The sequence below is a fragment of the Blautia sp. OM06-15AC genome, assembly GCF_003481425.1.
GTDB lineage: Bacteria > Bacillota > Clostridia > Lachnospirales > Lachnospiraceae > Fusicatenibacter > Fusicatenibacter saccharivorans.
Genome location: NZ_QULD01000007.1, coordinates 185,161 through 196,446, shown reverse-complemented (window position 1 = coordinate 196,446; position 11,286 = coordinate 185,161). Strand labels below are relative to the sequence as shown.

The 11,286-nt window shown below is 50.3% G+C and carries 11 protein-coding genes and 2 tRNA genes; all 13 read right to left on the bottom strand.

The genetic code is table 11. The annotated features are described in order from the left end of the window. Positions 1-145: 145 nt before the first annotated feature. A tRNA-Ser gene (locus DXB83_RS10975) sits at positions 146-235 on the bottom strand. Positions 236-283: 48 nt separating this feature from the next. Then, positions 284-369 (bottom strand) — tRNA-Ser (locus tag DXB83_RS10970). A gap of 250 nt (positions 370-619) precedes the next feature. Further along, positions 620-1,348, bottom strand: coding sequence for a 2-C-methyl-D-erythritol 4-phosphate cytidylyltransferase (gene ispD, locus DXB83_RS10965; protein ID WP_055219901.1), 729 nt, complete (start codon positions 1,346-1,348; stop codon positions 620-622). 79 nt (positions 1,349-1,427) lie between these two features. Continuing rightward, positions 1,428-2,453: a tRNA (adenosine(37)-N6)-threonylcarbamoyltransferase complex transferase subunit TsaD gene (gene tsaD / locus DXB83_RS10960; RefSeq protein ID WP_022462650.1), complete on the bottom strand. Its 1,026-nt coding sequence runs from the start codon at positions 2,451-2,453 to the stop codon at positions 1,428-1,430. Further along, a complete protein-coding gene (locus DXB83_RS10955) occupies positions 2,446-3,369 on the bottom strand; it encodes a ribonuclease Z (RefSeq protein ID WP_022462651.1) in 924 nt (307 codons plus the stop codon). Before DXB83_RS10955 ends, tsaD begins: the two co-directional genes overlap by 8 nt. A 137-nt stretch (positions 3,370-3,506) precedes the next feature. Further along, positions 3,507-4,289 carry a tryptophan synthase subunit alpha gene (gene trpA, locus DXB83_RS10950; RefSeq protein ID WP_118697613.1) on the bottom strand — a complete coding sequence of 261 codons (783 nt, stop codon included), beginning with the start codon at positions 4,287-4,289 and terminating at the stop codon, positions 3,507-3,509. Beyond that, positions 4,282-5,466, bottom strand: coding sequence for a tryptophan synthase subunit beta (gene trpB, locus DXB83_RS10945; protein ID WP_118697612.1), 1,185 nt, complete (start codon positions 5,464-5,466; stop codon positions 4,282-4,284). The genes trpA and trpB overlap by 8 nt, the downstream gene beginning before the upstream one ends. Further along, positions 5,459-6,067 (bottom strand): phosphoribosylanthranilate isomerase, encoded by a 609-nt coding sequence (locus DXB83_RS10940; RefSeq protein ID WP_055228636.1) that lies wholly within the window; start codon positions 6,065-6,067, stop codon positions 5,459-5,461. The genes trpB and DXB83_RS10940 overlap by 8 nt, the downstream gene beginning before the upstream one ends. 53 nt (positions 6,068-6,120) lie before the next feature. Further along, complete coding sequence (trpC, locus tag DXB83_RS10935) at positions 6,121-6,903, bottom strand: indole-3-glycerol phosphate synthase TrpC (RefSeq protein WP_055219907.1); 783 nt, start codon at positions 6,901-6,903, stop codon at positions 6,121-6,123. Between the two features lie 4 nt (positions 6,904-6,907). Beyond that, a complete protein-coding gene (trpD, locus tag DXB83_RS10930; protein WP_118697611.1) occupies positions 6,908-7,927 on the bottom strand; it encodes an anthranilate phosphoribosyltransferase in 1,020 nt (339 codons plus the stop codon). Between the two features lie 34 nt (positions 7,928-7,961). Beyond that, positions 7,962-8,534: an anthranilate synthase component II gene (locus DXB83_RS10925; RefSeq protein WP_022462657.1), complete on the bottom strand. Its 573-nt coding sequence runs from the start codon at positions 8,532-8,534 to the stop codon at positions 7,962-7,964. Beyond that, positions 8,531-10,072 (bottom strand): anthranilate synthase component I, encoded by a 1,542-nt coding sequence (gene trpE / locus DXB83_RS10920; RefSeq protein WP_118697610.1) that lies wholly within the window; start codon positions 10,070-10,072, stop codon positions 8,531-8,533. The genes DXB83_RS10925 and trpE overlap by 4 nt, the downstream gene beginning before the upstream one ends. 436 nt (positions 10,073-10,508) lie before the next feature. Next, positions 10,509-11,285 (bottom strand): hypothetical protein, encoded by a 777-nt coding sequence (locus DXB83_RS10915; RefSeq protein WP_118697609.1) that lies wholly within the window; start codon positions 11,283-11,285, stop codon positions 10,509-10,511. Position 11,286: the final 1 nt, after the last annotated feature.

Below are 11,286 nucleotides of genomic sequence, written 5' to 3'. Positions count from 1 at the left end.
GAATTACTTATTCAGAACTTTCGAGGATGTGTTTCATTGTTTAATTATCAAGGTTCTTCGCTGTTCTCTCGATCAGCAACTCGTTTATTTTATCAAACTCATTTGCATTTGTCAAGAACTTTTTTCAACTTTTTTCAAAGCCGAGCGGAGAAGGAGGGATTTGAACCCTCGCGCCGCTATTAACGACCTACTCCCTTTCCAGGGGAGCCCCTTCAGCCAGCTTGGGTACTTCTCCATAGTTTGCCTGATTCATAATCAGATATTCAATTAACTGAGTTTTGAGCGGAGAGGGTGGGATTCGAACCCACGCGCCCTTTCGGACAAACGGTTTTCAAGACCGCCTCGTTATGACCGCTTCGATACCTCTCCGTGTGTGAATTCAAATCTCGGTAACTCCCGAAATCATCTCAGTTTTTGGCCTGTCAGCTTTGCGTTTTTATCTCTCTCGCTCAGCGACATTCGTTATTATATCAGCAGTGTTTCAGAATGTCAACCACTTTTTTGAATTTTTTTTACATTTTTTTCAATTTCTTTTTCGTTTTCGCTGTTTTTCCCTGTTTTGCAATTCACACATTTGTTTTTATCCATTTATAGTTTGCTTTCTGTATTTTGCTTTTTTCTATTTTTCTGCCAGAAAGCTCTCTGCAACGAGCAGATCCTCCGGTGTTGTGATTTTTATATTTTCATAGCCGCCTTTTACCATCACTGATGCGATTCCCATCTCCTGCTCCACAACCATGGCATCGTCGGTGATTCCTTCTGTGGAATGCTGCATCAGTTTTTCGAATGCCGGAAACAGAAGCTCTGCTGCAAAGGCCTGCGGGGTCTGTGCCTGCCATACGAGATCTCTTCGCGGGCTTTCCCTGATTTTTCCGTTTTCATCGGTAAGCTTGATGGTATCCTTGACCGGCATGCCAAGGACACAGGCTTTTTCTTCTTTTACACATGCGCAGAGACGTTCCAGCATTTCCTGGTTTAAAAACGGGCGGGCGCCATCGTGAATCAGAACGTAATCGGTCTTCTGATCCTGTTCGCTTTCCAGGCTTTTCAGCGTCTGCAATGCTTTCCAGACAGATTCATACCGTTCCCTTCCGCCTGCGCATACGGAAACAGTTTTCTTAATTCCATATTTTTCGATAATCTCTTTCTGACAGTATTCTATTTTATCCGCACCTGTCACAAGAATGATCTGGTCAATCTCCGGCGAATGTTCAAAAACCTCCAGCGCGTAAACCACGACTGGTTTTCCTCCGATTTCCAGAAACTGTTTTGCTACGCTTCCGCCCATCCGGGTTCCCTTTCCGGCTGCCAGGACAACCGCAGTGTATTTTTCTTTCTTCTCGCTCATCTTTTCCTCCGTTTTCTACAAATACAAAAACTCCGCAGCAGATCTCTCTTCTCCGTTCTGCTGCGGAAGTTTCTTTTTCTTATCGTTCTCCAAGCTTCAGGTTCGGTACGGCATTCAGGTCCCAGCCGTGGCGGGTTCCCTTCTGGTACTCGTAGTAAGCTGCCACACCGATCATGGCCGCATTGTCGGTACAGAAGATCGGGGACGGACGGTAAAAGCGGATGCCCTCTTTTTCACATGCTGCTTCCATCGCCGCGCGGAGTGCCCCGTTCGATGCAACGCCGCCGGCGATCGCCAGACGGTCCATATGGTAATCTTTGGCCGCACGGATGGCATTATCCACCAGAACGTCCACAACGGCCTGCTGGAAGGACGCAGCGATGTCTGCTTCGACAATTGGTTCGCCTGTCATCCGGCATTTGTTCAGATGGTTTAAAACGGCAGATTTTACGCCACTGAAGCTGAAGTCATACGGCGCATCCTCCATGTGGGCACGCGGGAAGTCGATGGCGTGCGGGTTTCCTTCTTTTGCCAGCTTGTCGATCTTCGGTCCGCCCGGATAGCCGAGTCCGATGGCACGGGCTACCTTGTCGAAGGCTTCTCCGGCTGCGTCGTCTCTCGTTCTTCCGAGGATTTCGAAAGAACCGTAATCTTTTACAATGACAAGATGGGTATGGCCTCCGGAGATGATTTCACACAGGAACGGCGGCTCCAGATCCGGGTGTTCGATATAGTTCGCCGAGACGTGGCCTTCAATATGGTGAACGCCGACCAGCGGTTTCTTTTTTGCATAGGCGATCGCTTTTGCCTCTGCCACGCCGACGAGAAGTGCGCCGACAAGGCCAGGGCCGTACGTAACACCGATCGCATCGATATCATCCAGAGTGACATCGGCTTCTTTTAAGGCCGCTTCTACAACCTGGTTGATTTTTTCGATATGTTTTCTGGATGCAATTTCCGGCACAACGCCGCCATACAGGGTATGGATGGCGATCTGGGATGAAATAATGTTAGACAGCACACATCTTCCGTTTTTCACGACGGAGGCTGCGGTTTCATCGCAGGAGCTCTCAATTGCAAGAATCAAGGTATCTTTTTCACTCATTTTTCGTTTCCTCTTCAAATAACAGTTCTACTGATCTTCCGTCTTTTCCAAGCTCTGCGGCCGGGAAAATCTTCTGTACCTCATCCATGTACCGCTGCGGGCCGACGAGCGACGGGGAAAAGTGGGTCAGCCACATTTCGGCAGCCTCGGCATCTTTTGCCAGTTTTGCCGCCTCGTAGAAGGTCATATGCTTAAATTCTTTTGCTTTTGCCTGTTTTTCCGGCTCGCCGTACATTCCCTCGCAGATGAAAAGGTCGGAGCCTTTCGCATGTTCGGAGATCGACGGAATCGGGCGGGTATCGGTGCAGTAGGTCACCTTCAGTCCCTTTCTGGCAGGGCCGAGGACCATGTCCGGCGTATACGTCTTTCCATCCAGGGTGACAGTCTCGCCTTTCTGCAGCGGATTCCAGCATTTAATCGGAATTTCCTGTGCTTTAGCGCGCTCCACATCGAATTTTCCCTTGCGGGAGATCTCCAGCGAATAGCCGTAGCAGGTGATATTGTGCTGCACGCGGAAGGCTGTGATTTTGTAGCCGTTCATCTCAATCACTTCCTCCGGCGCTGTCACCTCGTGAAATACAATCGGGAACGGCAGCTCCGGGCAGATGACACGCAGTGAATTGACGACGCGCTCCAGGCCTTTTGGGCCGATCATGGTCAGCGGTTCTCTCCGGTCGGTGTTTCCCATCGTCAGGAGAAGTCCTGGAAGGCCGCTGATGTGGTCTGCGTGGTAATGGGTGAAGCAGATGGCATCAATCGGCTTAAAGGTCCAGCCTTTTTCCTTGATGGCAACCTGGGTTCCCTCGCCGCAGTCGATCAGAAGGCTGCTTCCGTTGTATCGGGTCATCAGGGCGGTCAGGCGTCTGCCTGGCAGAGGCATCATACCGCCTGTTCCCAGTAAACATACATCTAACACGTTTTTCCTCCATATTCTATCCGGCTTTTTCGAAAGCCGGTCAGGTATTTTACGTTGAAAAAGCGTGTCCAAAACGGTTTGTTTCAGACACGCTCTCATCTTAACACAGTTTTTTCAAACACGCAATGACGCGGGTTTTATTTATTTGCTGTCATGACAGCTTCCTTCATCATGCGGACATACGTATAGATGTGCTGCTCCGCATGAGTGCCGTACTTCGCAATCATTTTGACGATAGCGCTTCCGACGATGACACCGTCCGCAATTTTTGCAATGTTGGCCGCCTGATCGGTCGTGTTGATGCCGAAGCCTACGGCTACCGGAATATCGGTTACTTTGCGGATTGCGGCGATCATTGAATCGAGGTCTGTCTTGATCTCGCTTCTGACACCGGTAACGCCCAGAGACGATACGAGGTAGATAAAACCTTCGGCATCTGCGGCAATTTTCTGGATGCGCTGCTCAGACGTCGGCGCAATCAGGGAAATGACATCTACCTGATGGCTGCGCGCAATATCGTTTAATTCGCCTTTTTCCTCATACGGCATATCCGGGATGATGATGCCATTGATGCCGACTTCCTCGCATTTTGTAAAGAACGGCTCGTATCCGTAATGGAACACCGGGTTTAAGTAGGTCATAAACACCAGCGGAATGTCTGTTTTTTTGCGCACGGAAGCTACTATATCGAAAATTTTATCGGTGGTGGTTCCGGCTTTTAAGGAACGGAGGTCTGCCTCCTGGATGACAACGCCCTCGGCAATCGGATCCGAGAACGGGATTCCGATCTCGATCAGGTCTGCGCCTGCTTTTTCGAGCTCCAGGATATAGCTCTCGGTCTTTTCAATGTTCGGGTCTCCGGCTGTCAGAAACGGAATGAATGCTTTGCTATTTGAAAATACTTCTGTTACTTTACTCATGAAGGTCCCTCCCTCTGTATCTTGCAATCGCTGCTACGTCTTTGTCTCCGCGTCCGGACAGGCAGATGATAATGGAGTCTTCCGGATCAAATTCTTTGGCGATCTTCATCGCATGGGCTACCGCATGGGCGCTCTCGATCGCACAGATGATACCCTCGGTTCTTGCAAGGTATTCAAATGCTTCTACCGCCTCGTCGTCCGTTACCGGAACGTATTCGGCGCGGCCGATGTCATGCAGATATGCATGCTCCGGTCCAATGCCCGGGTAGTCAAGGCCTGCGGAAATCGAGTAAACCGGTGCGATCTGACCGTATTTATCCTGGCAGAAGTAGGATTTCATACCGTGGAAGACGCCGAGTGTTCCGGTTTCAATGGTTGCTGCAGTCTCTGCGGTGTTGACGCCGCGTCCTGCTGCCTCGCATCCAATCAGGCGGACATTTTTGTCATTGATGAAGTTATAGAACATACCCATCGCATTGCTTCCGCCGCCGACGCATGCCATGACGGCTTTCGGGAGTTTTCCTTCTTTTTCGAGGATCTGCTCTCTTGCCTCTTTGCTGATGACAGCCTGGAAATCGCGGACGATGGTCGGGAACGGATGCGGGCCCATAACGGAACCGAGAACGTAGTGGGTGTCATCGACACGTGATACCCACTCGCGCATCGCCTCATTGACGGCATCTTTTAAGGTCATAGTTCCGGTAGTAACGGCATTTACTTTTGCACCGAGAAGCTCCATCCGGTATACATTGAGGGCCTGACGGTCGGTGTCTTCTTTTCCCATGAAGATCTCACACTCAAGTCCCATCAGCGCTGCTGCCGTTGCGGTTGCCACACCGTGCTGGCCGGCTCCGGTCTCTGCGATGACACGGGTTTTTCCCATTCTTTTTGCGAGGAGGCACTGTCCGAGCACGTTGTTGATTTTGTGGGCTCCGGTGTGGTTCAGATCCTCTCGTTTGAGGTAAATTTTTGCTCCGCCGAGATCCTTTGTCATTTTCTCTGCGTAGTAGAGAAGGGACGGGCGGCCCGCGTAATTTTTCAGCAGGTCATCGAGTTCCTGGCAGAACTCCGGATCGTTTTTATAATAATTGTACTGTTTTTCCAGATTGATAATTTCATTCATCAGAGTTTCCGGTATGTACTGGCCTCCGTGAATACCAAATCTTCCGTCAGACATGTCTTATCCTCCTTATGCATTCTGTGATTTTTTTCGGGTCCTTTACGCCGTCTGTCTCGACACCGCTGCTGATGTCGACGGCGAAGGGATGTGTCTGTAAAATCGCCTGTTCCACATTTTCGGCGTTCAGGCCTCCCGCAAGGAAATACGGGCGGTCCATGTTTCTGATCAGTGACCAGTCGAACGATTCGCCGGTACCGCCTTTTCCGTGGTCGAGAAGGATGTAATCGGCGCTGCTTTTTTTCGCCTTTTCGACGTCCTCCCTGGTTTTGATGGAAAATGCCTTGATCAGTTCCCCGCCGGTGCGGAACCGGAGCGAATGGATATATTCTTCACTCTCATTTCCGTGGAGCTGTGCCAGATCGATGACGCCCTCTTCGAGGTATCCTGCGACAATCGCCGGAAGCTCGTTCACAAAGACGCCGACCGCCTGGATTTCGGGATCCAGATAGCGCCGCAGCGTCACGGCATGTTCTTTTGTAATCTGTCTGCGGCTTTTTGCAAAGACAAAGCCGACATATTCGGGCTTCAGCTCATTCACCGCATCGATGTCTTCCAGCCGTGTGAGCCCGCAGATTTTGATTCTGGTCTGTTCTTCCATAACGTTTGACTCCCCGTGCGCTCTGTTTTGTTTTGCGCACTTACGTTACCACTTTAACACATTGAAGAGAGTTTTTCAAGCTCTGCTTTTTTGTTGCTGCTCCGCATCAGCGTTTCGCCGATCAGAACGGCATCGGTTTTATTCTGATACAGTCTTCCGACATCCTCCGGCGTTTTGATGCCGCTCTCGGATACGAAAACAATGTTTTCCGGGACAAGCTCCCGCAGCCGCTCACTGTTGTGGATATCGACCGTGAAATCTTTTAAGTTGCGGTTGTTGACACCGATGATCCTTGCTCCGGCGCGCATGGCCTGTGCAACCTCCGCCTCATCGTGGGCTTCCACAAGAGCGGAAAGGCCGAGGGAATGCGCTGTTTCCAGATATTCTTTTAAGGTTTCCTCCGGCAGCAGCGCACAGATCAGAAGGACAGCGGTGGCTCCGAGCACCTTTGCCTCGTAGATCATATAGGGATCCACGGTAAAATCTTTCCGTAGAACCGGGATGGATACGGTTTCTGCAATTTTTTTTAAGTAACGCTTGTCGCCTTTGAAGTATTCCGGCTCAGTCAGGCAGGAAATGGCGGAGGCACCGGCCGCTTCATATTCCTTTGCGATCTCCAGATAGGGGAAATCTTCTGCGATGATGCCCTTCGACGGGGAGGCTTTTTTTACCTCGCAGATAAAGGACATGCCCGGCTTTTTCAGCGTCTGTTCAAACGGGAATCCGGTGTCCGGGTTCATCGCCGTTGCTTTTTCTTTCATTTCTGCAAGAGAACACTTCTCTTTTTCTGCAGCGACACGTTTTCTTGTGGCTTCTGCAATCGTTTCCAGTATCATATGTTTATTCCTCTTCTGCCAATTTATTGGCGAGTGACACAAACTCTTCGAGTTTTTTCTGTGCTTTTCCGCTGTCGATCAGCTCCTCTGCCAGTTTTACAGCGTCCTGCATCGGGATTTCTTTTGCTACATGAAGGGCTGCGGCGGCATTCAGGACAACAGCGTCTCTTGCCGGGCCTTTCTTTCCTGCAAGAATTTCTTTCGTAATTTCAGCATTCTCCTGCGGGGTTCCGCCGACCAGCTCTTCTTTGGTACAGCGGGTCATGCCGAACTCTTCCGGTGTGATGACGTATTCCTCAAACGTTCCGTCCTTGATCTCGCAGACGCTTGTCGGTGCGCTTAAGGAAATTTCATCGAGGCAGTCCTGGCCGTAGACAACCATGCCGCGTTTGACACCAAGATTGGAGAGAACTTCTGCCATCGGGCGGACAAGTGCTTCCTCGTAGACACCCATCACCTGCATCGTGGCTGCTGCCGGGTTGGTCAGCGGTCCGAGGATGTTGAAAATAGTTCGGATGCCGAGCATCTTGCGGACCGGTGCCACGTATTTCATGGACATGTGGTATTTCTGTGCGAACAGGAAACAGATTCCAAGTTTTTCCAGAACTTCTTTGTTTTTCTCCGGCCCCAGGTCGATTTTGACGCCGAGCGCTTCGAGACAGTCGGCTGCGCCGGATTTGCTCGATGCGGCGCGGTTTCCGTGTTTTGCAACTGCGACGCCGCCTGCAGAGATCACAAGGGATGCTGTTGTGGAGATGTTGAAGGAATTGGATTTATCTCCGCCGGTTCCGACGATTTCCAGAACATCCTTGTCATGTTCCATGGGAACACCGTGCTTTCTCATGCCGTTGGCACATGCGGTGATCTCTTCGATTGTCTCGCCTTTCATCGTCATGGCAGTTAAAAATGCGCTGATCTGGATCGGATCGGCTTTTCCTCCCATGATTTCATCCATGGCGCCCTCTGCCATCTCGTAGGTTAAGTTCTCTTTATTTACCAGTTTTACAATCGCTTCCCGAATCATATTCTGTTCCTCTCTTTCTTGGCTGTCCTGTGATCTATCTTGTAATTTTTAAGAAGTTTTCTACCATCTGTCTGCCCTGCGGGGTCAGAATGGATTCCGGATGAAACTGGACTCCGTAGATCTTTTTCTCACTGTCCTCGACTGCCATGACCTCGCCGTCTGCAGTTCTTGCCGTTACCTTTAAGGTTTCCGGCAGTGTCGCTTCATCAGCTGCGAGGGAATGGTATCTTGCAACCGGAACGGTTTCCGGCAGCCCCTGGAATAATTCCGAGGTAAGATCCAGCGTTGTCTCGGACTGTTTGCCGTGCATCAGCTGTTTCGCATAGGTGACGGTCGCGCCGTACGCGGCACAGATTGCCTGATGGCCGAGGCAGACACCGAGGATCGGGATCTCGCCGCCTAATTTTTCTACAATCTCCATGCATCGGCCTGCCTGCTCCGGACGGCCCGGTCCGGGAGATAAAATGATGGATGCCGGTGCCAGTGCGCAGATTTCGTCGATCGTCATCTCGTCGTTCCGGATGACCTTCATGTCCGGATTGATCGAACCGGCGAGCTGATACAGGTTATAGGAAAAACTGTCATAATTATCTACCAGCAGTATCATAAGTTGCTTCCTCCTTCTGCCTCTGCAAGTGCGACCATCACGGCCTTTGCTTTGTTGATGCATTCCTGATGCTCTTTTTCCGGTACGCTGTCGGCTACAATGCCGGCACCGGAGCGGACGAACACTTTTCCGTTTTTCTTAAACGCAAGCCGGATTGCAATGCAGGTGTCCATATTTCCGGTGAAATCCAGATAGCCGATCGCACCGCCGTAAATGCCGCGCTTGTTGTTTTCCAGCTCGTTGATGATCTGGCAGGCACGGAGCTTTGGTGCACCGGAGAGGGTTCCGGCCGGGAGAACGGAATCGATGGCATCGACTGCGGTCTTGTCTTTCCGAAGCTGTCCTTTTACAGTGGAACCGATGTGCATGACGTGGGAGTAACGCTCGATTGACATGTATTTTTCTACTTCCACGGTTCCGAAATCACAGATCTTTCCGAGATCGTTTCTTCCCAGATCAACCAGCATGTTGTGCTCGGCACGCTCTTTTTCATCGGCGAGGAGTTCTTTTTCCAGCCGCTGGTCTTCTTCATAGCTCTTTCCTCTCGGCCGCGTTCCGGCAAGCGGGAAGGTCCGGACCTCTCCGTCCTCGACTTTTACGAGGGTTTCCGGGGATGCACCGGCGATCTCGACATCATCACTCGAGAAGTAGAACATGTACGGCGACGGATTCGTCGTGCGGAGAACGCGGTACGTATCGAGGAGGCTTCCCTCAAAATCAGCTTCGAGCCGGTTGGAGAGAACGAGCTGGAAGAGGTCTCCCTCATGGATATAATGTTTGACCTGCTCGACTTTCTCACAGTACGCTTTCTCATCGAAGAGCGGGCGGAACTCGGATTTCAAGTGGCCGGCTTTCGTCTCGGCCGGTTTTCCGAAGCGGATCAGCTCTTCCATTTTTTCGAGTTCCTGTACGGCTTTTACGTAATTTTCTTCGAGATTTTCGGTTTCGATATTAATCATCAGTACGATTTTCTGACGGTAATTATCATAGGCGATGACCTTATCGAACAGCATCAGGTCGACATCTTTGAAATGTTCCTGATCTTCTGCGTCCAGCTTTAAGGTCGGCTCGCTGTACTTGATGTAATCGTAAGAGAAGTATCCGACGAGGCCGCCAGTGAAGGTCGGCAGTGTCGCGATCTTCGGACTTTTATTTTTCTCAATCAGGGTTTTGATGACGGCTCCCGGATGGGCTGTCTTTGCGGTCAGCCGGATCTGTCCGGTCGGAAGCTGTTCTTCGTGGCTTTCCGGAATATCTTCTACTTTTTTCATCTCTGCCGCATCGGCAGTGATTGTCAGGTTTCCGTTGACACAGGTGAGTTCCAGAGACGGATCGTAGCCGAGGAAGGTGTATCTTCCCCACTGTTTTTTATCCTCCACGCTTTCGAGCATGTAGCAGTGGCTGCTGACGCCCTGCAGGACTTTCAGTGTTTCTACTGGTGTACGGATATCCGAATAAATTTCTCTGCTTACCGGGATTTTCCGAAAAGCTCCCGATGCGGCTGCTTTTGAAATTTCTTCTAACGTCATCTGTTTCATCTTGTTATCTCCTCTCCTTGTGTCTGCAAAGGCTGTCATCAACACTGGTCCTCAGAACCAATTTCTGATATACAAAAAACCGCCCCCGGCAAAGAATCACTTTGTTCTTTGCCAAGGGCGGGTATATTTTTATACTCGTGGTGCCACCTTGTTTTGCGATTGCTCACACGCTCTGCAGAATACGATCATATTCCTGGCAACTAACGTATGCCTGCACGTTACAGAATACTCAGACGGTTTCCCGCTTTTCCCTGTACCCTCCGTGGTCCATTTGCTGATCCGCTTTCTGTCCGGCTTCCACCTGCCCGGGCTCTCTGTGAGTGCGCTTCCAACGTTATCTCCACTTCATCGGTTTCGAAGTATTTATTTTTTTCTTATGGGCTGTATTATAGTTCCATTCTTTTTTGCTGTCAAGTAATTTTTTTGTTCTTTTTGTTCAAAGTCCGGTATTTTTATGATATTCCCGTGTCCACGCCGCAAGAGCTTCGTCCAGATCGCGCGGGAGCTCGACCTGCATTGCCTCGGTGATCTGGCGGTCCATCTCCCGTTTCGTCTCGGCATCCACTTTCCGCTCGGTGCACATCTGCTCATAGGCGTCCTGTCCTTTGCTCATGTAGACCGCAAACAGCCAGCTCTTTAACGATGCTTTCGTGTGCAGCTCTTCATTTGCTTTCTGAAAGCACGTAAGTGCTTCATTCATCTGGAACAGACTTGCGTAGGCACAGCCCATGTTGTTGTAAATACTTCCGGTGAACTGGCTTCCCATGTTGTTTTCGTTTTCCTCGGTATCTTTCAGCGTTTCCTGGTAAACCTGGATCGCATTGATATATTTTTCGTGGTCGACAAGGTAATCTCCCTTGATTTTTTTCCGCACAATCTCCGGCTGCTCCTCGAACCGTTTCAGGCGCTCATTCATCTCACGGAACTGATCGTGGGAAAGATAATTGATCTCCTTGAAGATCGGCAGGATAAACTCACCGATGTTCTTTTTCTCCTCCAGAAGGACGTAGAGACGCTGGTACAGTCTTCTTAAGTGGAGTTCTTCTTTCATCCACACCAGCAGCTGCTCGTTAATGATGGTCTCGTCCAGCAGATAGATGTTGTGGTACAGATAATAGCACAGTTCCTCGATGGAATAAATATTTGTGCTGATGTTGGAAATATAATACGGATTTTTCGCCCGTTTGACCTGACATAAAATATAACCGCTCATC

Bases quoted from the DNA above. Each gene is read 5' to 3' on its own strand.
- trpA (WP_118697613.1), bottom strand. From the start codon at position 4,289: ATGAGTAAAGTAACAGAAGTATTTTCAAATAGCAAAGCATTCATTCCG.
- trpC (WP_055219907.1), bottom strand. From the start codon at position 6,903: ATGATACTGGAAACGATTGCAGAAGCCACAAGAAAACGTGTCGCTGCA.
- tsaD (WP_022462650.1), bottom strand. From the start codon at position 2,453: ATGAGTGAAAAAGATACCTTGATTCTTGCAATTGAGAGCTCCTGCGAT.
- DXB83_RS10915 (WP_118697609.1), bottom strand. From the start codon at position 11,285: ATGAGCGGTTATATTTTATGTCAGGTCAAACGGGCGAAAAATCCGTAT.
- trpB (WP_118697612.1), bottom strand. From the start codon at position 5,466: ATGTCTGACGGAAGATTTGGTATTCACGGAGGCCAGTACATACCGGAA.
- trpD (WP_118697611.1), bottom strand. From the start codon at position 7,927: ATGATTCGGGAAGCGATTGTAAAACTGGTAAATAAAGAGAACTTAACC.
- DXB83_RS10925 (WP_022462657.1), bottom strand. From the start codon at position 8,534: ATGATACTGCTGGTAGATAATTATGACAGTTTTTCCTATAACCTGTAT.
- ispD (WP_055219901.1), bottom strand. From the start codon at position 1,348: ATGAGCGAGAAGAAAGAAAAATACACTGCGGTTGTCCTGGCAGCCGGA.
- DXB83_RS10940 (WP_055228636.1), bottom strand. From the start codon at position 6,067: ATGGAAGAACAGACCAGAATCAAAATCTGCGGGCTCACACGGCTGGAA.
- trpE (WP_118697610.1), bottom strand. From the start codon at position 10,072: ATGAAACAGATGACGTTAGAAGAAATTTCAAAAGCAGCCGCATCGGGA.